The organism is Rhodococcus sp. 05-2255-3B1 (genome assembly GCF_002258545.1).
Lineage (GTDB): Bacteria > Actinomycetota > Actinomycetes > Mycobacteriales > Mycobacteriaceae > Rhodococcoides.
In genome coordinates this window covers 117,503-137,353 of record NZ_NOZC01000017.1, presented here as the reverse complement: position 1 = coordinate 137,353, position 19,851 = coordinate 117,503, and the positions used below count along the sequence as shown (strand labels likewise).

General features: G+C 63.3%; 22 protein-coding genes and 1 riboswitch. Of the genes, 18 read left to right on the top strand and 4 right to left on the bottom strand.

All coding sequences use genetic code 11. The annotated features are described in order from the left end of the window. The first annotated feature begins 4 nt into the window (after positions 1–4). On the top strand, positions 5–949 hold the full coding sequence (locus tag CH249_RS10085; protein WP_032395136.1) for a choline kinase family protein: 945 nt from the start codon (positions 5–7) through the stop codon (positions 947–949). Between the two features lies 1 nt (position 950). Further along, the gene (locus CH249_RS10080; RefSeq protein ID WP_256988252.1) at positions 951–2,279 is read left to right on the top strand and encodes an aspartate aminotransferase family protein; all 1,329 of its coding nucleotides are present in this window, start codon (positions 951–953) and stop codon (positions 2,277–2,279) included. A gap of 12 nt (positions 2,280–2,291) precedes the next feature. On the opposite strand, the gene CH249_RS10075 is transcribed toward CH249_RS10080, so the two are convergent. Then, entirely contained in the window at positions 2,292–2,897 is a 606-nt protein-coding gene (locus CH249_RS10075) for a TetR/AcrR family transcriptional regulator (protein WP_094681811.1), read from the bottom strand. A gap of 169 nt (positions 2,898–3,066) precedes the next feature. Between CH249_RS10075 and CH249_RS10070 the strand changes: the two genes are divergently transcribed. The 13 genes from CH249_RS10070 (at position 3,067) to CH249_RS10010 (ending at position 15,384) form a co-directional block, all read left to right on the top strand. Further along, entirely contained in the window at positions 3,067–4,302 is a 1,236-nt protein-coding gene (locus CH249_RS10070; protein WP_094681810.1) for a sedoheptulose 7-phosphate cyclase, read from the top strand. Next, complete coding sequence (locus tag CH249_RS10065) at positions 4,299–5,336, top strand: ketoacyl-ACP synthase III family protein (protein WP_094658215.1); 1,038 nt, start codon at positions 4,299–4,301, stop codon at positions 5,334–5,336. Before CH249_RS10070 ends, CH249_RS10065 begins: the two co-directional genes overlap by 4 nt. A gap of 4 nt (positions 5,337–5,340) precedes the next feature. Further along, entirely contained in the window at positions 5,341–6,531 is a 1,191-nt protein-coding gene (locus tag CH249_RS10060; protein ID WP_094681809.1) for an MFS transporter, read from the top strand. Beyond that, positions 6,528–7,523, top strand: a complete 996-nt coding sequence (locus CH249_RS10055) for a zinc-binding dehydrogenase (RefSeq protein ID WP_045194268.1) — start codon at positions 6,528–6,530, stop codon at positions 7,521–7,523. The genes CH249_RS10060 and CH249_RS10055 overlap by 4 nt, the downstream gene beginning before the upstream one ends. Then, complete coding sequence (locus CH249_RS10050) at positions 7,516–8,334, top strand: SDR family NAD(P)-dependent oxidoreductase (RefSeq protein ID WP_094681808.1); 819 nt, start codon at positions 7,516–7,518, stop codon at positions 8,332–8,334. Before CH249_RS10055 ends, CH249_RS10050 begins: the two co-directional genes overlap by 8 nt. Beyond that, complete coding sequence (locus CH249_RS10045) at positions 8,331–9,230, top strand: NADP-dependent oxidoreductase (protein ID WP_094681807.1); 900 nt, start codon at positions 8,331–8,333, stop codon at positions 9,228–9,230. The genes CH249_RS10050 and CH249_RS10045 overlap by 4 nt, the downstream gene beginning before the upstream one ends. Next, on the top strand, positions 9,227–10,024 hold the full coding sequence (locus CH249_RS10040) for a VOC family protein (RefSeq protein ID WP_094681806.1): 798 nt from the start codon (positions 9,227–9,229) through the stop codon (positions 10,022–10,024). Before CH249_RS10045 ends, CH249_RS10040 begins: the two co-directional genes overlap by 4 nt. Next, positions 10,021–10,908, top strand: a complete 888-nt coding sequence (locus CH249_RS10035; RefSeq protein ID WP_094681805.1) for a TIGR03619 family F420-dependent LLM class oxidoreductase — start codon at positions 10,021–10,023, stop codon at positions 10,906–10,908. The genes CH249_RS10040 and CH249_RS10035 overlap by 4 nt, the downstream gene beginning before the upstream one ends. Continuing rightward, a complete protein-coding gene (locus tag CH249_RS10030; protein WP_094681804.1) occupies positions 10,905–11,573 on the top strand; it encodes an HAD-IA family hydrolase in 669 nt (222 codons plus the stop codon). The genes CH249_RS10035 and CH249_RS10030 overlap by 4 nt, the downstream gene beginning before the upstream one ends. Further along, positions 11,570–12,529 (top strand): ROK family protein, encoded by a 960-nt coding sequence (locus tag CH249_RS10025; protein WP_094681803.1) that lies wholly within the window; start codon positions 11,570–11,572, stop codon positions 12,527–12,529. The genes CH249_RS10030 and CH249_RS10025 overlap by 4 nt, the downstream gene beginning before the upstream one ends. A 10-nt stretch (positions 12,530–12,539) precedes the next feature. Next, positions 12,540–13,643 carry an alcohol dehydrogenase catalytic domain-containing protein gene (locus tag CH249_RS10020; RefSeq protein ID WP_094681802.1) on the top strand — a complete coding sequence of 368 codons (1,104 nt, stop codon included), beginning with the start codon at positions 12,540–12,542 and terminating at the stop codon, positions 13,641–13,643. A 233-nt stretch (positions 13,644–13,876) separates the two neighbouring features. After that, positions 13,877–14,164 carry a helix-turn-helix domain-containing protein gene (locus tag CH249_RS10015; RefSeq protein ID WP_256988251.1) on the top strand — a complete coding sequence of 96 codons (288 nt, stop codon included), beginning with the start codon at positions 13,877–13,879 and terminating at the stop codon, positions 14,162–14,164. Further along, complete coding sequence (locus CH249_RS10010; RefSeq protein ID WP_094681801.1) at positions 14,161–15,384, top strand: type II toxin-antitoxin system HipA family toxin; 1,224 nt, start codon at positions 14,161–14,163, stop codon at positions 15,382–15,384. The genes CH249_RS10015 and CH249_RS10010 overlap by 4 nt, the downstream gene beginning before the upstream one ends. 43 nt (positions 15,385–15,427) lie before the next feature. Here CH249_RS10010 and CH249_RS10005 read toward each other — a convergent pair whose 3' ends face one another. Next, a complete protein-coding gene (locus tag CH249_RS10005; protein ID WP_094681848.1) occupies positions 15,428–15,829 on the bottom strand; it encodes a PPOX class F420-dependent oxidoreductase in 402 nt (133 codons plus the stop codon). A 93-nt stretch (positions 15,830–15,922) separates the two neighbouring features. On the opposite strand from CH249_RS10005, the gene CH249_RS10000 reads away from it, so the two are divergent. Then, complete coding sequence (locus CH249_RS10000; RefSeq protein ID WP_094658188.1) at positions 15,923–16,387, top strand: nucleoside deaminase; 465 nt, start codon at positions 15,923–15,925, stop codon at positions 16,385–16,387. A gap of 39 nt (positions 16,388–16,426) precedes the next feature. Here CH249_RS10000 and CH249_RS09995 read toward each other — a convergent pair whose 3' ends face one another. Then, entirely contained in the window at positions 16,427–16,855 is a 429-nt protein-coding gene (locus tag CH249_RS09995; protein WP_094681800.1) for a mandelate racemase/muconate lactonizing protein, read from the bottom strand. 28 nt (positions 16,856–16,883) lie between these two features. Further along, positions 16,884–17,002: riboswitch (SAM riboswitch) on the bottom strand. Positions 17,003–17,158: 156 nt separating this feature from the next. Here CH249_RS09995 and CH249_RS09990 point away from each other — a divergent pair. Beyond that, positions 17,159–17,812, top strand: coding sequence for a hypothetical protein (locus CH249_RS09990; protein WP_094681799.1), 654 nt, complete (start codon positions 17,159–17,161; stop codon positions 17,810–17,812). Positions 17,813–17,926: 114 nt separating this feature from the next. Then, positions 17,927–18,304, top strand: coding sequence for a hypothetical protein (locus tag CH249_RS09985; protein ID WP_094681798.1), 378 nt, complete (start codon positions 17,927–17,929; stop codon positions 18,302–18,304). A 149-nt stretch (positions 18,305–18,453) separates the two neighbouring features. Here the strand turns inward: CH249_RS09985 and CH249_RS09980 are convergent, their stop codons facing one another. Continuing rightward, positions 18,454–19,764: a MazG nucleotide pyrophosphohydrolase domain-containing protein gene (locus CH249_RS09980; protein WP_094681797.1), complete on the bottom strand. Its 1,311-nt coding sequence runs from the start codon at positions 19,762–19,764 to the stop codon at positions 18,454–18,456. Between the last annotated feature and the right edge of the window lie 87 nt (positions 19,765–19,851).

Genomic DNA, 19,851 nt, shown 5'->3' with positions numbered 1-19,851 from the left:
GGCCATGAACGAGATCGCACTGGGATCTGCCCGAACCGAGCCCGAACGGCAGGTGGAGAAGGCTCTGGCCGCCGTTGCGGAGTGGGAGGGCCTGAACATCACCTACGCTCCGGTACCCGGAGGGTTGATGAACAGCAATTGGCGCATCACCGTCGAAGGGAAACCCAAGCGCTACTTCATGAAACTCCCCGGCGCCGGGACGGATTCGTTCATCGACCGGTCACTGGCCAACGAAGCCGCTCGCCGGGCAGGCGCTCTGGACATCGGGCCGGAGGTGGTTCTGTTCGATCCGGTGACCGGAGTGGAGGTGATCGAATTCCTGGAAGGCTACCGGGCGTGTACCAACGGCGACCTCAAGCGTCCCGAGATCCCGATGGGCATGATCGATGTGTATCGCGTGCTTCATTCGGGAAGCAAGCTCAGCATCACGAAGACGATCTTCGACATGATCGACGAACACCTCGATCAGGTTGCCGAACTCGGTGTGCGGTTGCCGCGCGACGCAGAGCTGATCCTCGCCGAGTACGGGCAGGCGAAGAACGCGATGCTGGCGTCCGGCCTGGATCTGGTTGCATGTCACAACGACCCGATGCCAGGAAACATCCTCATCGGCGACGGCCTGCCGATGAAACTGGTGGACTACGAGTTCGCATCCAACAACGACCGCGCCTACGAGCTCGCCGTCATGATCACCGAGATGTTCTACGGCGAGCAGCAGACGATGGAATTGATCGAGGAGTTCTACGGCAAGGCCGAGTGGTCGATGATCTCTCGCGTGCAGGTGTGCAGCGCGCTCGCGGACGTGAAGTGGGGCCTGTGGGGTTGCATGAACCACAAGCTCAGCACCGCATGGGATTTCGACTACCACAAGTACGGAACCTGGAAGCTCGCCCGCGCCAGGATGAAGATGGCGGATCCGCGTTGGGCGTTCTGGCTGCAGGGGTTGTGAGGTGACCACTCTCGATCGCGTCGGAGCCCTGAGCGTCAACGGATTCGATGCGTCCTCGACCGTGGGGCTCAGCACTCGCACGCTCGATCTGGTCGAACGCCGGAGGCGCGTCCTTGGGCCCGCCTACCACCTGATGTACGAGTCTCCGCTCGAGCTGGTACGAGGCGAGGGTGTGTACGTCTACGACGCCGACGGCACTCGGTACCTCGACATGTACAACAACGTCGCCAGCGTGGGGCATTGCCATCCCCGGGTTGTCGACGCCGTCACCCGGCAGATGTCGAGGATCAACACGCACACGCGGTACCTGCACGAGGCCGTGATCGGCTACGCAGAAGATCTGGTCGGAACTTTCCCGGAAAACCTGAGCACGACGATGTTCACGTGTACCGGGTCCGAGGCGAACGACCTCGCTCTCCGGATCGCACGGCACGCGACCGGCCGTCAGGGCATCATCGTCACCGAAAGCGCATATCACGGTGGAACCGTGGATGTGGCGGCGTGTTCGCCGTCGATGGGTCCGGCGTCCGTCCGCGACGCGGAGTGGGTGCGGACGGTTCCGGCACCGGATGCGTACCGGGTGGACGGCGATCCGGGCACGTGGTTCGCCGAGAAGGTGCAGGCACAGATCGACGACTTAGTCTGCAGCGGTGTCGGTTTCGCTGCGCTGATGGTCGATTCGATCTTCGCCTCCGACGGGATCTTGCCGGAGCCGACACCGTTCCTGAAGCCTGCAGCGGACGTCGTTCACGCCGCAGGTGGGCTGTTGATCGCCGACGAGGTGCAGCCGGGATTCGGGCGCCTTGGCGCCTCGATGTGGGGCTTCGAGCGGCACGGCTTGCTGCCCGACATCGTGACGATGGGCAAACCGATGGGCAACGGTATGCCCATTGCCGGACTGGTCATGCAGAGTTCGTTGGCCGAGTCGTTCGGACGAGACCTGCGCTACTTCAACACCTTCGGTGGCAATCCGGTGACTGTCGCTGCGGCCCAGGCGGTTCTCGACGTGATCCGCGACGAGGACTTGGTCGCCAACTCCGCCTCGATGGGTTCGCGCATGCTGACGGGCCTGCGAGGACTTGCCCCTCGTATCGATTCCATCGGTGACATCCGTGGTGCGGGGTTGTTCGTCGGAGTCGAATTCATCGGACCAGCAGGTGAACCGGATCCGGCCGAGGCACTGCGTGTGGTCAACGGCATGAAGCAACGCGGGGTCTTGATCTCCGCCACCGGCTTGTACGGAAACACGTTGAAGATCAGACCGCCGTTGACCATCGAGGCGGCGGACGTCGACCTGTTCCTCGACATGTTCGCGGCGGTCGTGGCCTGATACGAATGTCCGTCAGGCGTCGGTCGGGCCCAGCGACGCCAAGGTTCTGTCGGCCACGCGTTCGAGTTGATGCCGCGTTGCGCCGTCCCGGGCGCGCTGGGACATGCCCTGAATGATCACACCGATCAATTCCGCTATATCGACGGGCTCCCATGACGGGGGCAGGATGCCGTCGGCGATGTTCTCCGAAATGCGCTCCGACAGCAGCGCGACGTTGGCATTGCGCATGTCCCGCAACCGATCTGCTATCCCTCGGTTGGCGTCGGTGACGCCGACGGCCGAGCTGATGATCAGACAGCCCCCCGGACACGAATCGTCGGTGTAGTGCACAGCCGCGTCGTACAGCAGCCGTGAGATGAGCTTGGCGGCCTGCGGCTCCTCGGCGAACGCCCGGGCCATGAAGTCCCCGCGCGTAGCGAGGTAGCGGTCCACCGCTGCGAAGAACAGCCCCTCCTTGCCGCCGAATGCACTGTAGAGACTGGGCGGGTTGATGCCCATGGCACCGGTCAGCATCGACACCGAGGTGCCCTCGTACCCGTGCTCCCAGAATGCGAACATCGCTTGATCCAGCGCAGAGTCGACATCGAACTTGCGCCCCTGTCCTCGCACGCCGGCCATAGGCCCTCCTGTGTCACATCGCAACAGTTCTGTTCAGCTGTGATCTACTCTACTCCTGTAGCGATCACTAAGCGAATCCCTTACGCTTCTGCAAGAACTTCGGTTCGGCGCCGCACGGAAGAGAGCGAATACAGCCCGAGAGTGCATATCACCGTCCAGGGGGATCGAAATGCGTAGTGCCGCTTCATTCAAACTCGGACTCAGTCACAGCGCAGACACCGACTCGGCGTGGAAGGTCGAGGCGGTGAAGCAGGTCGAGTACCACGTCATCGCCGCACGGAACCTGTTCGAGACGGAAAACGCCCAGCTGTTGACCGGCTGCAGCGCAGCACCGCTGACCCGGGGAGACAGACGCCTCGTCGTGATCGACTCCAATGTCGATCGCATCCACGGCGACCGCATCAGGAGATACTTCGAGCACCACGGGGTGGCCGCATCGTTCGTGCCGATGCGCGCCGACGAAACGGTGAAGGAATGGAGCTCGGTCATCCGCGTCGTCGACGCGATGAACGGATTCGGTATCGACCGACGACGCGAGCCGGTCATCGCCGTCGGCGGTGGCGTGCTGCTCGACGTCGTCGGATTCGCCGCGAGTGTCTATCGGCGCGGCACTCCGTACATCAGGATTCCCACCACCTTGATCGGTCTCGTCGACGCCGGAGTGGGCGTCAAGACGGGTGTCAACTACGGCATGGGCAAGAACCGCCTCGGAACGTACGCCCCCGCCATCGCCACCTACGTGGACCGCTCATTCCTGCGCACCCTCGACGACCGACACCTGTCCAACGGTCTCGCCGAGATCCTGAAGATGGCGTTGATCAAGTCGGTCGACCTGTTCGAGCTGCTCGAAACCTACGGTCAACGCCTGATCGCCGACAATTTTCAAGGTACGTCCAGCGAACTCGACACTGCTGCAACGCAGGTCATTGCCGAATCGATCCACCTCATGCTCGAGGAGCTTCAACCCAACCTGTGGGAGTCCTGCCTCGAACGGTGCGTGGACTACGGCCACACGTTCTCGCCCACACTCGAGATGGAGGCTCTGCCCGCTCTTCTGCACGGCGAGGCCGTCAGCATCGACATGGCGCTCACCTCCGCGCTGGGTTTCCTGCGCGGAAGCCTCAGCAGAGAGGATCTGGACCGAATTCTCGCGGTGATGAAACGGCTCGGCCTCCCCGTCTGGAACGACGTGTTGTCCACCGCAGGCGTGCTCGACGCCGCACTCGCAGACACCGTCCGCCATCGAGACGGACGTCAGCGACTGCCGCTGCCCGTCGGTATCGGCGGACACCATTTCGCCAACGATGTGACCAACGAGGAGATCGCGTCCGCGCTGACTCTTCTCGCGCGCAAGAACACCGGGCTGGCCAACGGTGAAGTCTCGGTGACGAAGGTCGCGTCATGAAGTGGGACAGCCTGTACATCGAGGGCTTCGGGTCCTATCTACCCGAAAGCCGAGTGCAGGCGGCCGATATGGTCGCGGCGGGGCGATTCGACTCGGTCGAGCACCAGAAGACCGGGCAGACGTCGGTCGCGGTCTCGAATCCCGACCTCGGCGAGTCCGCGCCGGACATGGCCGTCCTCGCGGGCCGAGCCGCGGTGCAGGACAGCGGAATCAACAGTGACGAGATCGATCTTCTGGTACACGCTGTCGTTCTGCACAACGGTCTGGAGGCCTGGAACTGCGGTGCGTACATCCAGAACGAACTCGGCATCGACGACTGTCTGCCCATCGAGATCCGCACCGCATGTGCCGGCGCGATCGTCGGCATAGAGATGATCGGTCGTTGGTTCGACGGACGCGGCAAGGGATTGGTGACCGCGTCCGACGCATGGCGAATGCCACTGTTCGACCGGTGGAAGTCCGACAGCGGACTCGTCTACGGCGACGGTGCGGCCGCCGCCGTCGTCGGCCCCGATCTCGGCCCGTTCCGCATCCTGTCGACATCCGTGGTCAGCGATGCGCACCTCGAACAGATGCACCGCGGCTTCGACAGCCTGGACATGCCGGTCTACGACACCGACGGGCCCATCGACCTGAGAGCACGCGTCGCGGGCTTCACCGCGACACACTCCATCGACGAGTTCTGGTCCCGCAACGCAGCGGCTCTGTCCCGTTGTGCCGAAACGGCACTGGGTGACTCGGCGACCCATCACGGCGAGATCGGCAGGTGGATCGTCCCGAACTTCGGCAACGTTCTGCTGCGCAAGCAGTGTTTCGAGCCTCTCAAGATCAAGCCCGACCAGACGCTGGTCGAACTCGGGCGCGAGATCGGCCACACCGGTGCTGCCGACCCGTTGCTCGGCCTCGACCTGCTCCGGCACACCGAAACCCTGCAGCCCGGTGACCGAATCATGCTCACCGGGATCGGCGTCGGGTTCACCTGGGGATGCGCAGTCGTCGAGTACACCGGCCACGACAACACCACGAAGGGATAGACCAATGGTCACCGAGACACGTCACGAAGCGCCCGCGGTCAACGCGAACGCGGCCATCATCTGGATGCTGCTCGCAGTGTTCGGGGTGGGAACCGTCGAATACCTCGTCGCCGGAGTTCTACAGGACATCTCCTCCGATGTCGGTGTGAGTAATTCGACTGCGGGCCTGCTGATCACGATCTACGCCGTCACGGTGGTCATCGGCGGCCCCCTTCTCACCATCGCCACCACCAAAGTCCCTCGCACCCCGCTCATCGCCGCTTTGATGGCCTTGTTCGTCATCGGCAACATCGGCACCGCACTGGCCCCGAACTTCGCGACCCTCGTGGTCTTCCGAATCATCACCGCACTCCCCCACGCGACGTTCTTCGCACTGTGCCTGGTGTTGGCAACATCGTTGGTGGAACCGGAATTTCAGGGCCGCGTCATCGCACGCGTGACACTGGGGCTCAACCTCGCCACCGTCCTCGGAGTTCCGTTGGGGACGCTGATCGGCTCGCAGCTCGGTTGGCGTTGGTCGTTCGCCATCGTCGCGCTCTTCCAATTGTTGGTCACCGCCGCCTTGATCGCCTCGACCCGACGAGCAGCACCGTCACATCAGACCGGCAGTGTCACTTCGGAACTGAGCGTGTTCACCCGCGGACCGGTGTTATGGGCAATCGGTCTCACGGCGCTGAGCCAGGCCGCGCTGTTCGTGGTGTTCACCTACATCGCGCCCTACCTGACCGATCACGCCGGCATCTCCGCATCGACCGTCACCATCGTGCTGTTCGTCTTCGGCGTCGGCTCGGTGGTCGGCAACCAGCTCGGCGGATACTTCGCAGACAAAGCACTGGACACGACGCTGTACACGGCGCTGACGGCACTCGCGGGCGCACTCGTCGTCCTGTTCCTCTTCGGCGGCACAGCATGGTTCGCGTTCGCGTGGATGTTCGTTCTCGGTGCCGCGGGCTTCTCGATCATCCCGCCACTGGCCTCGAAGTTGATCGGCGCGGCCAGTGAAGCGCCCCACCTCGCGGCCACCGTCAACATCGCCGGGTTCCAACTCGCCAACGCAGCGGGTGCCTGGATCGGTTCCATCGCCCTGTCGGGAGGCAGCAGCGTCTCGGTCCTGCCTGCCATCGGAGCGGTCCTCGCCGTCGGCGCGGTGGCGCTGCTGTTCGTCAGTCGTCGCGCGTCACAGGTGGCCGCATGAGAGCCGCGGTGATCGACGCGCCGCATTCCGTTTCGATCGTCGAGCTCGACGCACCGGTCTGCGGCCCGGACGACGTCGTGGTCGCTGTCTCGTATGTCGGGCTGTGCGGTACGGATCTGGAACTGTTGCACGGCACGTCCTCGTACCTGACCGACGGGAAGACGTCCTTTCCGCACCACTTCGGCCACGAGTGGGTCGGCGTGGTCGAACGGACGGGCAGCGGCGTCCGCGATCTCGATGCCGGTGACGCGGTCACCGGAAGCACCATGCTCTTCTGTCAGTCCTGCACGGCCTGCGGATCGGGTAAACGAAACCAGTGTTCGGATCTTCGCGAGGTCGGCCTCTACGAACACGGCGGTGCTGCAGCACAATTCCTCGTCATGCCGCGGCGCGCCGTGGTCTCGCTGGGACGGGTGACAGCCGAACCCGAACATGTCCTCATCGAACCGCTGGTGACCGTACTCGAAGCTGTCGACGCGGCATCGGTGTCGCCGGGCGATCGGGTCCTCGTCGTCGGGGCGGGAACCATCGGCAGTCTCGCGGTGGCCATGCTCTCCCGCTACCCCGTCACCGTCGACATTCTCGAACCACGATGCATCGAGCACCTCGACCCGAGCGCGGTGGCTCGGACCTTCACCGAGGCCGACGCTCTGACCGGGCCCTACGACATCGTCGTGGAGGCATCGGGCGGCGTCGGCGCACTGAGCACCGCAATCGGGGTACTGCGCCCCGGTGGAAAGTGCATTCTCGTCGGCGTGGCTGCGCACTGCGAGTCCATCGACCCCGGAGCGGTTGCGCTGGCGGGTATCTCGATCATCGGGATTCGTCACGGTGTCGATCACTATCGCCGTGCTGCGGCGCTCTTCCCGCTCATTCGTCCCGCCCTGGCGGCGCTCATCGACAGCGTGGTCCCGTTGTCCGACGCCAAGGCGGCCTTCGATCGTCTCGAAAGCCACAGGACACGCCCGAAGGTGGTGATCGCAGTTGAGTAGACCCGGCTACACCGTCGTCACCGGTGCCAGTAGCGGAATCGGACGCGCGATCGCCGTGGCCCTCGCACGCGAGGGACACAACCTGATCCTCGGATACGGCAACGGCACCGACCGAGTCAGTCGACTGATCGACGATATTCGAGCGTCGTATCCCGTCGACGCGACTGCGCTCCAGCTCGATCTGCGCGACGCGCGGGCCACGGTCGCCGCAGTCGAGGGCGCGATCGGCACGTTCGGCAAGATCCGATGCCTTGTCAACAACGCCGGCGTCAACGACCGGTCCTCGGCCGACGGTCTCGATGTCCAACGGATCGAGGATGTCCTGGCGATCAACACCGTCACGCCACTTACGTTGGCATCGGCTGTCGGTCGTCGCATGATCTCGGACGGCATCGCGGGCTCGATCGTCAACATCACCTCGGTTCACGATTCGGTGCCCATCACCGGCGGCGCGATCTACTGCGCCAGCAAGGCAGCGTTGGCTGCGTCGGGGAAGGTACTCGCGCTCGAGTTCGCGCGGCACGGTGTTCGCGTCAATTCGGTGGCTCCAGGGGAGACAGCAACCGCGATGAACGGAGTTGTCGACGAATCCGCCTACGCGGAGATTTCGAGGCCGGCCATTCCCCTCGGCAGGCCCGCCGGGGTGAACGAGGTTGCCGCAGCCGCAGTCTTTCTCGCCGGACCGGCATCGAGTTACCTCACCGGTACCACCATCACCGTCGACGGCGGCCTCGTGCTGACCGCGGCGGAGGAAAACGCACGGTACGCGGGCGAGTTGGTGCCCGCAGCCGAACGAGAGGAGATCGCATGAAGGCCGTTGTCATCACCGCCAAGGGTGAACCCGAAGTACTGACTGTCGCCGACGTGGACGAACCCGTCGCCGGACCGGGAGACATCACGGTGTCGGTGGCTGCGGCCGCCGTCAATCCGGTCGACCTCAAGACCCGCTCGGGATTTCTACCGATCGAACTGACGTACCCCGCGGTCCTCGGTTGGGATGTGTCGGGCACCGTCGTCGCCGTCGGACAATCGGTGACTCGATTTGCACCGGGCGACACCGTGATCGGGATGGTTGCGCAGCCGGCACATCGTTTCGGTACCTATGCCGAGCGTGTGGTCGCCGACGAATCTCTGTTCGCACACGCGCCCACCGGCGTCGGCCTGGCGCATGCGGCAGCGATCCCGCTCGCATCTCTCACCGCCGTGCAGCAACTCGACAAGATCACCCTCGCAGCGCACTCGACGGTCTTGGTGACCGGGGCTGCGGGCGCGGTGGGACGCATCGCGTCGGCGATTCTGATCGGCCGCGGCCACCGAGTGGACGCCCTCGCGCGAGAGTCCGACACCGAGGATCTGCTCGCGCTCGGCGCACGCCGAGTGTTCGCGAAACCCGTCGACCTGCAGGCCGGTGAGTACGACGCCGTCGTCGACACCGCAGGCGTGGTCGAGACCATCGACTCCGTGCGCGACGGCGGCGCGTACGTCTCGATCGAGGACGGCGACCAACCACAACCACAACGCGGGATCACCCCGGGCAAGAGCTATGTGAACGAGGACGGACCGGGACTGGCGGAGATCTCCGCGCTCGTCTCGGCGGGCACGCTCACTGTCCCCGTTGCCTGCGAATTCGGATTCGACGAGGCCCCGCAGGCGCATGCGCTCCTTGCGGCCGGTGGAACCCGAGGAAAGGTACTGCTGATCCCATGACCACGACCGAAAGAATCGAAACATCGCTCACCACAATAGGTATCACCGTCCCGGATGCCCACCAGGCCGCTGACTTCGTCGCGTCGCTCGTCGGCGCGACTGCCACCGACGGTGCCTCGGTGCCGGTCTCGGGCAGCGTCACCGTCGAGTTCACGTCCTCGGCTTCGGCCGAACAGACCCCGCCGCGAATAGTCGATGTGGGAACCAATCACCTGTGCTTCACCGTCGGAGACATCGACGCTGCAGCGGGTTACCTCGATGAACAGCAGGATGTTTCGTTGCTCGGCGATGTGATCACCGTCCCCGAGGGTCCGATTGCCGGCAACAAGTGGATCTACTTCAGATCGCCGTGGGGCACGTTGTTCGAGCTGCAGCAGTGGCCCGAGACCCCGGGCTACTTCGGCCACACCGACGCCCGGCTGCATCATCGACGCGACGATATCCCCTCGGCGCTGCTGCCGACCTGCCGAGGGCTCGACCATTCCGGGTACAGCGTGGCGGATCTCGATGCGACCATCGCGCAGCTGGTGGCCTCGCACTCCGCAACCGAGGTACTGCGCACCGAGATCGAAGCAGACCGCGGTTTCATGCGAGCGCAATTCGATCTCGATGTGGAAGGTACTTCCAGGATGGCAATGGTCTCGGTCGGTGAGCTCAATGTGGAACTGTTCGAGCATCACATCGGACGCAAGCACGGTGCCCGGCCGCTGACGGCCAACGGTGGCAATTTCCTCACCCTGCCCACCAGTGATCGGAACACCGGCGCACGTCGACTGTTTCCGGGTGCGCTGTGAAGTACGGACTCAATCTGCCGAACTTCGGGCCACAGATCGATCCGGACGGGCTCCTCGGGTGGGCACGCACTGCCGAATCGGCCGGATTCGACAACATCCTGCTCTCGGATCACGTGGTACTGACCGACGATGCGAATCGCCGCTCCCCCGCGCCGTTCTACGAATGCCTGACGACGCTGTCGTGGCTTGCCGGGCAGACCGCCTCGATCCGTCTCGGTAGCGGAGTGCTGATCGGAAGCCATCGCCATCCGGCATACCTCGCGCATGCCACCGCAACGATCGACCGGCTCAGCGCCGGACGACTCATCGTCGGAGTCGGCGTGGGTTGGACGGCGCAGGCGTTCGACGTTCTGGGTGTTCCGTTCCACCGCCGGGGCAGGCTGACCGACACCACACTCGACACCCTGGCAGCCGCCTGGGCGTCGGAGACCTACGAATCCCCCGGTGCCAGTGGCACATCCCGCCGTATCCACGGTGGGCCGATGCCGGTGCAGTCGCCACATCCGCCGCTGTGGATCGGTGGCAACGGCCCTGCGGCGATCGACCGGACCAATACCCGCGGCACCGGTTGGCATCCACTGCACCCGTCGAGACAACTGTGCATCGCAGGATCGCGAGCCCTGCACGAGGACAAGGAGTTCGTCCCGAGAATCTACTTTCTGCCCACCGACACTCCGGTGCAGTCGCCCAATCGTCCCCTCGGGTACGGGACCGTGGATCAGATCCGTACCGACATCGAATTTCTCAGCGAATTGGGTGCCGGCACCGTGGTTCTCGATACCGACCCGGGCGACCAACGACTACGCCGCTCCACCGCAGACGATCTCGAGCTCGTCCGCTACGCCGGCGACGCCTTGGGGATGCGAGCGGAGGCTACGGTATGAGTCTGCAGCCCGGCCCGCTTCGCGGATCCATCACGGCAGCTGCAGTCCTGTTCGACATGGACGGCACACTCGTCGATTCCCACGAGTCGATCGAGGCGGTGTGGTTCGAGTTCGCCGAACGCCACGGCGTCGACAAGGCCGTGATGGCCAAGGCCTTGCCGGGGCGACTGGCCGCCGACGCCGTTCTGCGTGTACTCGGCCCCACTGCAGACCTCCGTGCCGCGCTCCGATGGATTCGAGAACGCGAACACCAGAACCTGGTGCCGGTTCGGCCCATCGCCGGTGCGCAGAAGTTTCTCGACGCGGTGCCACCGGACCGATGGGCGGTGGTGACGTCGGCATCGCGTTCGATGATGGTGCGACGCCTCACCGCGGCCGGACTTCCGACGCCGCGTGTTGCCGTGTGCGCCGAGGACGTCGCCGTCGGCAAGCCTGACCCCGAGGGATTTCACTATGCCGCAGAGCAATTGGGTGTGCCGATCGAGTCGTGCATCGTTTTCGAGGATGCCGACGCCGGGATTGCCGCAGCTCATGCCGCCGGCGCGCGGTGCATCGCGATCGGCAACGCGTCCGGTCCACAGGTTGCCCGCGTACACGACTTCGAATCGATGCGGGTGGCGGTAAGCGACGGCGGTCTGGTGATCGACGTGGACGGGGTGACGTGAGCACCACCGTATCGGTCGATCTCGGCGGGACGTGGCTGCGCATCCGACACGGCGGTGCCACCGAGCGGCTGCCGTCTCCCAGCTCGATCAGGCAGCCCGGCACACCGTCCGACGAGCTGTTGGAGCAACTGGTGGATACCCTCGATCTCCATGTTCCACAGGGTGCTGCGGCCAACATTTCGTGTGGCGCTGCGCTCGACGAGCAGAACGGTGTTGCCCTCGGTTCCGGGCCCCTGTGGGGAGGCGCGCCGACCGGTGAGATTCCCCTGCTCGACGTCCTGAACTCTCGACGCCCCGATGTGCGATGGCGGCTTGTCAACGACGTGACGGCTGGGCTGGCGTCGTTCGCACTCGGGTTCGCTCGACCTACCGACCGTCACATCGCCTACCTCACGATCAGCAGCGGAATCGCCGCGCGCACTGCAGTTCTCACCGACAAAACCATCCCGGTCGATCACCGAGGTCTACAGGGTGAGATCGGCCATCTGCGGGCAACGAGTTCAGCCCCGGAGGCAGTGCGGACGTTGCCCTGCGCATGCGGCGGCATCGGGCACGTGTCGTCCATCTCGTCCGGCCCCGGAGTAGAGGCGGTGGCGGAGGTACTCGGCATTGGTTACGACGTCGATACCTTCGCGGCGTCGCTTACGGCCGGACACGCAGACGCGGCCAGGTTGCTACGGATTGTGGTGGAACCGATCGCCGAACTGATCAGGACCATGATCACCCTCGACCCGCGCCTGGACCGAATCGGCATCGGCGGTGGCGTCGCGGAGGGACTGTGCGAGTTCTACGGACGTGAGCTCGAGGAACAACTCGCGGAGACACGCTCGTACGCCGACTCCCTCACATCGGAGCGTGTCGCCGAGATCATCCACCTCTGCAAGCCCGGCGACATCGACACTCTGGCCGGAGCCGATGCCATCGCCGACGGCTATCTGCGCGCCACCAAGATCTGAAAGAGGCTCCATGACAACACAACCGACTCATCGCGCCATCGTTCGACAGGGTAGCCACTCGACCGCCGAAGTGCGTCGGACGCCGACGCCCGGGCCGGGAGAGCTGCTGATTGCCCCGGAGTCGGTGTCGTTGTGCGGGACGGACATTCAGATCGTGCGCGGTGATCGAGACGATCCGTCCCCGATCGTCGGGCACGAGGGAGCGGCTCGTGTTGTGGAGGTCGGTACCGGGGTGTCGGGGTTCGCCGTCGGCGATCGTGTTGTCGTCAATCCGACGCACCCACACGACTCGTCGTTCCTCCTCGGCCACAACGTCGAGGGGTTGTTCCAGCAGCGTGTCGTCATCGGCGCGTCCGCTGTCGGCGGCGGATTGGTGTCGCTACTTCCGACCGGTTTGTCCAGTGCCCGGGCGACTCTCGTCGAACCGTACGCCGTCGCGCGCTACGCGCTCTCGTGCCTGGCGAGGGAGTCCCCGGAGACACTGCTGATCTTCGGGGACGGCTTGATCGGCAATCTCGCCGCCACGCTCGCTCCATCCGTCCTGTTCCCCACCGTGGACATCGCGATGGTGCACCGTACCGAACTGGGTACGAAGTGGACTGCGAACCATCTCCCGTACGTGAAGAACTTCGCCGGCGATGACGAGTGGGAGCGATACCTCACCGGATCGGTCGCAGTACTCGTGGCCACCCATCGCGCCGGGACGGTGGCGTCCATCGACGCGGCTCTGCGACGTCTCGGCGATCGAGTGGTGGCGGTACACCCGATCGGCGGGGTGCCTGCCAAGGCCACCTCCGATCTGCTCCCCGGCGTGGATATCGCCGGCGTGCGGCAGGCCAATACCGGCGGCCCCACTCCGCCTGCGGTGACCACGTTCACGCGCGGCTCTCACCGCGTGGCGCTGACGGGCAACCGGGGCGTCACGAACGGTCAACTCACCGCAGCAGCAACGGCACTGACATTCGCCGAGGACTCGATCGATGGACTTCTCACCCACCGACGCGGAATAGACGAGGGCACGGCATTGATGAACACCATCTGCGAGCGACGAACGCGAATCGTCGACGGCGAACTCGTGATCCGATTGGTCGTGGACCTCAACAGCCACGACTGACCGCCGCTCGCTTCGGACTACTCGTCGACCTCCGCCCCTCAACGCGCGGCTGCTGCTTGCAGGCCCAAGTCCGTACCGCGTCCCTTGCTCATCCGTAAGATCATGCTTACGCATGAGAAAGCATGCATAAGCTCGGTAAAACGTGTCAGCAAGCTCGTCCAGCTGTTATATGCCTATGTTGACAAGCATAAAGACTGTTCACCGCGTGGTTCGCGATGTAAGCTCCGATATGCATGCTTTCGCAAGCACAAGGAGAGATGATGGCCGAACCACGACGACGAGTCAGGAAGCATCCCAGCGAGCTGGCCGAAGCCTTCGTCGCGCGTCGGCATCAGTTGCGCATGACTCAAGCCGAGCTAGCACTGCTTGCCGGCGTGGGGCGCTCGACAGTCCAGGCGCTCGAGGGGGGAAAATACACGGTGCAGCTCGACGGCGCGGTTGCTGTCGCGGAGGCGCTGGGCTGCGAAATCACATTGCTCACGCGCGCCGGATCGCCTGTGCCGCCACTGGACGCGACATGATTCCAGTATCCGAGCTGCGGGATGTCAATGCAGCCGATGTCTACAAGGGCGATCTCCTCGCCGGCTCACTGACGCGCGCGGGGAACGACGTCGTGTTTCTGTACGACAGCGATTACCTCGACAGCGCTTCTACGCCGGATCTCGCGTGGTCGATTCCGAAGTCGTCAGCCGAGACGCGGGCATCGGGCGGTAGCGTCCCTGCCTTTTTCGCGGGCCTGCTGCCGGAAGGCGTTCGTCTCACCGGAGTGGTAACAGCCACCAAGACGTCCGAGGACGATCACTTCACACTGCTGCTGGCGGTCGGATCGGACACCATCGGGGACGTTCGTGTGCTGCCACGCGGTCAACAGATTTCGTTGGCGGGCACTGCATTCGATTCGAGGCACCGAGTTCCCGATCTTCGTCGCCTCTTCGATTCCCTGTCCACAGGTGAGTCGGTGAGCCAGGACCCGTCCGCTCTGCCGGGCGTCCAGGGCAAAGTGTCCGCGCAGATGTACTCGACCCCGGTGTCGACTACGGCCGGGCCTGCCATTTTGAAACTCGCCCCGCCGGCGCGACTGCCGCGATTGGTCGAGAACGAGAGCTTCTTCATGAATCTGGCACGAAGATGCGCGCTCTCGGTGCCGGAACACCGCGTGATCGAAGACGACAACGGAATCAGCGGTCTACTGGTGGCGCGATTCGACCGGGTCGGTGAACAACGGATACCGCAAGAGGATGCGTGCCAAGTATCCGGACTCTATCCCGCGTCCAAGTACCGAATGAAGACCGAAGCGGTGATTGCGCTGCTCGCCGACAATGTCGAGCGCGGCGGCGGTTCCGCGCGCCAGGCCACTGCCGAACTTCTTCGCTTGACGGCCTATTCGTATGCGATCGGGAACGGCGATCTGCACGGAAAGAACTATTCGATACACAAGAACACTCAGGGAATTTGGTCGATCACACCCGCCTACGACCTTCTGTGCACGCAGCCCTACGCGTCGTGGAGCGATCCGATGGCGTTGAGCTTCTACGGGCGCGCGAACCGTTGGACACGTGGGCATTTCGTCGAGTCCGCCGGCCGGTTGGGCATGCCCGAGCGAGCGACTCGACGAATCCTCGACGACGTCTGCGCAGGTGTTCGAAGCGGAATCGATGAAGTCGACACGATCGGATTCGATGACAAGCAAACGCGGCAGTTGAAACGACTGCTCGATGAACGCTGCACAGAGCTGTCCTGACCTCGAGCACAATTCATGTTCGTCAGTGCTGCAACGGACTCGGCTACTCGGCAGCACTGACGGCGAGTATGACGCGCGGCTTGTGACGGCGGGCGATGACTCGCTCGATCAAAATCACCAGTCGGTACTGAAACCCGTACTTCTTCTTCAGTTTCGCAGTGGCGCGATCCGCAGCCGAGCCCGTGACGATTCGTGCCTCTGCAGCCACTGCTGTTGCGCCGTCGGGCACTTTCCCTCCCCTGTTGCACGGCCGTAACTCGACACGCCCCGAATTCTTGATGCGTTTGACCTTGCCACTCTCGGCGGGGGTGATGACGACCAGGTCATCTCCGTCACGAGCAATCCACACGGCCGTGGACACGGGTTCACCGGACCGGCGAAACGTGGTGAGCGAGACGAAGGCCTCGTCGCCCAGCGAGTGAATCGGTTTGTCCGAAGCAGTCATGGTCACCACGCTACTCACCCACTTGGCAATCTGTTCGATGCCTGGTCGACTGAAAGGATCACTCTTACAATTCATAGACGCCGAGGAGGACCCATGACCGATCCTGCACGCACCGACGAGTACTTCCTCGGACTTGCAATCGAACAGGCCCAGATCGGCTGGGATGAGGGCGGCGTTCCGATAGGCGCGGCACTCGTCCACGATGGCGAAGTTCTTGCGGTGGGTCGAAACCGCCGAGTCCAGATGGACAGCGCAATCCGTCACGGTGAAACCGACTGCATCGAACGAGCAGGCCGACTTCCCGCCTCGGTGTACCGAAAGTCGGTGCTCTACACCACGTTGTCTCCGTGCTTCATGTGCGCGGGAACCGCTCTGCTGTACGAGATTCCTCGGATCGTCGTAGGTGAGAACCGCTCCTTCGAGACATCGGAAAGCCTGCTGCGCGAGCACGGCGTGCAGGTCGACGTCGTCGACGACGCGGAATGCGTTCGACTGATGGAACGCATGCTCGCCGAGCGACCGAGCCTGTGGTTCGAGGACATCGGGGAGGACGCATAGGCGGCACCGACGAACCGGTCCTGTCCGAGCTCGAGTGAGTCATCGAGCCAACGCCTGCCAGGTCGCCTCGCCCGCTCGATACCCCGCCTCGAACAGCCATGGCCATTCGGAGAAGTCCTCGGGATCGACCACCACCGTCTCGACGCCGCCGTTACCGCGCCGCTTCGGCATGTTCTCGGGATGGAATGGGAACCGATCCTTCAGGTACGCGGGCTCGAGACTTTGCCGAAAGATCAGCCACGTCTGCGGCGTGAAGCCCACTGCTTCAGCACGTTTCGCAAGGTCGATCCAGGCTTCCGCATTGGCGTATCCGCCTTCGAGCACCCGCCTCCGAGTCTCGATCATCGGAAACACGCCGTACCAGATCGGCGGGTAACTCAGTAGCGTCTGGTACCAGGTACGACGGCGTTCCGGCGGAATGGGTTCCCACTTCGCCTGCGCTGCTTCGAGTTCGTCACTGCCGGACACTCTTCGCCTCATTCTGGAGGTGCAACCCTCCATCGACTTGCGCGCCTGCGATTGCGGGACGCGCCGGTTCTTCCCCTGGGGCACCCTGTCGATGGAGACGGGGTTGCCGAACAGCCGGCCAGGTACCTACGGCTGTTGCTCTTGAACCTTCTTCGACAATAGCCGAGGGGTACGGCTTGGACAATCCTGTGAATCGGCGGACTAACTCGACGAATTGCCAACGGAATCAGGAACCAACAGGTGAACCGGCAACACTCCGGCCGAAGTTCTCTACGCAGATCGGACATCCGTCATCATTGACGCGTGATCAAACAGGGAAGTGGTTTTGCTTTGCTCGGCGCAGTGATCGCGGTTCTGGCTCACTCGGCGACCGGAACCGCGGGGTATTCGGCGTACGTCTCCGGCGGGTCGTTCTATGGTCCGGACACCACTCTGGGGCCGTGGGTGCAGCTCATTGTCGCTACTTCAACCGGCGCAATAGTCGGCATGCTCGCAGGCCTGGTGCTGCACCTGTGCGGGTTTCGATTCGCCGTCGACCCCTCTCGGCGAGTGGGTCTCGTCGCCGTTGCCGGTCTGATCGGAGTCACGCTGGGAATGATGCCCATACTGATTCTCGTCGGAACGGGCTCTTCCGGTCTGAGTTCGGGCGTATCGACCGAGTACTTGCTGCTGACATACGCAGGCACCGGAGTTTTGGCCTACGTGCTCGGAGTCGCCTCGGTTCGGCTGCTGCTCAAAGTAAGTCACGATCCGTTGTCGTCCCGGACGACCAAGGTGGTGGCTGCCTTTCTCCCGATCGGGGGTGTCCTCGCCACCCTCGTCGGAACGGGGACTGCCTGGATTCTCGGATTCTCCACGACGGCATCCACTTTCGTCGCCGTGATCGTGGCGGTGCTGTGCGTACTCGTGGCAACCTTTGCGCTCGCGCGAGCGTGGGCGTTGCGTACGACAGCGTAGGAGCTCGAGGGTCGACCGCCGCGCCGCCTGGAGTGGTGCGCTCGACTTTCTCGGTCGACGCGGTGAGCAAAGATCTTTTTACTCAGACCAATTCATGAACGAGAGAGGAAGCAGATGATCATCACCGGGTTGTTCTTCGCCGAGTACGCACGAGCCGCCAACGACATGCTCGACATCCTCGGCGGCGTCTGGGATACCTGCACGGTCCCGCGTGAGACCCGCATGCTCGAATGCCGTCTGGTCGCACTACTACAGACCGGACCCGACGACATCGGCAAGGACTTCCCCGCGACGCTCGAAGTGCTGGACTCGAAAGGCGAACACATCGTCAATCAGCGGGGCCTCCAGATCCCCGGTGCCGGCTTCACCGGGGAGAATCGGTTCTGGTTCCTGCCGATGCAGATGGTCTTCCGCGACGAGGGACGACACAACTTCATCCTCAGCGCCGGTGGGGCCACAGCGGGTGTGGGGCTTCGCATCGCCTTCAGCTGACGTCGGGACGCGATGCTCATGGCCGCGCCGTTCCTAAGATGTGTGCGTGACTCCCAACCACACAGGCCGCGACCTCGCCAAAGTGATTCGACTGTTCGGTCGCACGGGATCTCGTACTACTGGCACTGCAACCGTGCCTTGAATGTTCGCTACCTCAGATGGAAGGGTAACTTTGCGTACAACAGCTGCCGCTTATCCAGGTCCGCCAGCACGTAGCCGCCTGCCCCGTCTGCTAATTGCTGCATGACGGTGAAACCCTGACTAACAGCGTCGCGCCAAATCCAATGCGGAAGGATCCCGACTTCCAAGTCCTCGACGACATTATTGACCAAGTCTAAGAGTTCATCCGGCACAAGGCTTGGCTCCACAAAATGCTTTGACTTAGACGACTGTTTCGCAAGAATCGCAGCTAACCCCTCTTCGGCAAAGATCGCCCGGGCACCGTCTTCGGTCTCTTCAACGACCGGTTCGCTCTTGCGTTTGACGTTAAGCAGTGCTCTCAGGTTCGGAGACCAGCCAAGCACGGCAAGAAATCCCAGGTGAATCGCATCGTGATAACGATAGGCATCATTACGTCGAGAATTATCCGTTACCTCATTCCCAAGTGCTTCACCGACCCTGAACCCCTGCACCTTTCCTTCACCCCGCCGCACAGGCCCATCTGGGAACGCATTCGGCCTCGCATCGAGCAAGGTTACTGACACAATCGATTGTCCTTCCGAAATTCGTTCACGAAAATGAAGGTGAATCTGTCGCGGAAATCGCTCGGTCCCAGGGAAGTCCTCGTCAAAGGCTTGTCCAATAGCTGAAACCTCGCCAACAGTAGGCTTAGCGGATCGTGCCAGATTCGACAAATCGCCCGAGGCGACCTCTGCTAGAGACAACCCACGGTGTCGCGCGACCGTGGCCACGTACCACAACAGGTCCCCAAGCTCCTCGGCTACAAAGTCTCCCCATTTATCGATCGAACTATCTCCACGGAAACGTTTTTTCATCTCGACCAGTAGGTTGCCGACCTCGCCGGCCAAGCCCAGCATGGGGATACTCAAGCTCAACGGATCTGACCCATCAGAGACCTGTTGATCGGTCTTCTCAGCCAGGCGTTGGTAGGTGTCCATGTCTAAGGAGTCACCGGCTTCAGGCAGTAGATTAATCGCCGGGGCCCCTGACCGTCGCGCGCGACGGTCGATCTTGACGAGGTTTTGATACGCAACATCGTCAAGTTTCAGGTCATTCAATCCGGCGAGTAACGCAGCCCATCGCAATATCAGGCCAAGTTCGCGCATCACCACGAGACGACTGGTCTGAGCGGCCAGCGAGTTCACGAGATACCGCTGATGAGTCAGGAGCACAGCACCGACGTGTGCACCTAAGCCGAGCATCGGTAACAGCTCATGCGACTCAGACGGGTTCCGCGCTGCAAGGCTATGCACACGGTCTTGGTACTGGGTGAAGTCCATTGCAACTCTCCTCAACCGGAGTCCCGCCACCGAGGCCCCGCGTAGTGCTTGAAAATCAAGCAACGCCAAGCGTACACTGATCTGACA

What these genes read in the sequence shown, in the direction of transcription:
- CH249_RS10065 (WP_094658215.1), top strand. Translation starts at nt 4,299, where the DNA reads ATGAAGTGGGACAGCCTGTACATCGAGGGCTTCGGGTCCTATCTACCC.
- CH249_RS10005 (WP_094681848.1), bottom strand. Translation starts at nt 15,829, where the DNA reads ATGACTGCTTCGGACAAACCGATTCACTCGCTGGGCGACGAGGCCTTC.
- CH249_RS10000 (WP_094658188.1), top strand. Translation starts at nt 15,923, where the DNA reads ATGACCGATCCTGCACGCACCGACGAGTACTTCCTCGGACTTGCAATC.
- CH249_RS10040 (WP_094681806.1), top strand. Translation starts at nt 9,227, where the DNA reads ATGACCACGACCGAAAGAATCGAAACATCGCTCACCACAATAGGTATC.
- CH249_RS10085 (WP_032395136.1), top strand. Translation starts at nt 5, where the DNA reads ATGAACGAGATCGCACTGGGATCTGCCCGAACCGAGCCCGAACGGCAG.
- CH249_RS10070 (WP_094681810.1), top strand. Translation starts at nt 3,067, where the DNA reads ATGCGTAGTGCCGCTTCATTCAAACTCGGACTCAGTCACAGCGCAGAC.
- CH249_RS10075 (WP_094681811.1), bottom strand. Translation starts at nt 2,897, where the DNA reads ATGGCCGGCGTGCGAGGACAGGGGCGCAAGTTCGATGTCGACTCTGCG.
- CH249_RS10045 (WP_094681807.1), top strand. Translation starts at nt 8,331, where the DNA reads ATGAAGGCCGTTGTCATCACCGCCAAGGGTGAACCCGAAGTACTGACT.
- CH249_RS10015 (WP_256988251.1), top strand. Translation starts at nt 13,877, where the DNA reads ATGCTTTCGCAAGCACAAGGAGAGATGATGGCCGAACCACGACGACGA.
- CH249_RS10030 (WP_094681804.1), top strand. Translation starts at nt 10,905, where the DNA reads ATGAGTCTGCAGCCCGGCCCGCTTCGCGGATCCATCACGGCAGCTGCA.
- CH249_RS09980 (WP_094681797.1), bottom strand. Translation starts at nt 19,764, where the DNA reads ATGGACTTCACCCAGTACCAAGACCGTGTGCATAGCCTTGCAGCGCGG.
- CH249_RS10055 (WP_045194268.1), top strand. Translation starts at nt 6,528, where the DNA reads ATGAGAGCCGCGGTGATCGACGCGCCGCATTCCGTTTCGATCGTCGAG.
- CH249_RS09985 (WP_094681798.1), top strand. Translation starts at nt 17,927, where the DNA reads ATGATCATCACCGGGTTGTTCTTCGCCGAGTACGCACGAGCCGCCAAC.
- CH249_RS10060 (WP_094681809.1), top strand. Translation starts at nt 5,341, where the DNA reads ATGGTCACCGAGACACGTCACGAAGCGCCCGCGGTCAACGCGAACGCG.
- CH249_RS10010 (WP_094681801.1), top strand. Translation starts at nt 14,161, where the DNA reads ATGATTCCAGTATCCGAGCTGCGGGATGTCAATGCAGCCGATGTCTAC.
- CH249_RS10020 (WP_094681802.1), top strand. Translation starts at nt 12,540, where the DNA reads ATGACAACACAACCGACTCATCGCGCCATCGTTCGACAGGGTAGCCAC.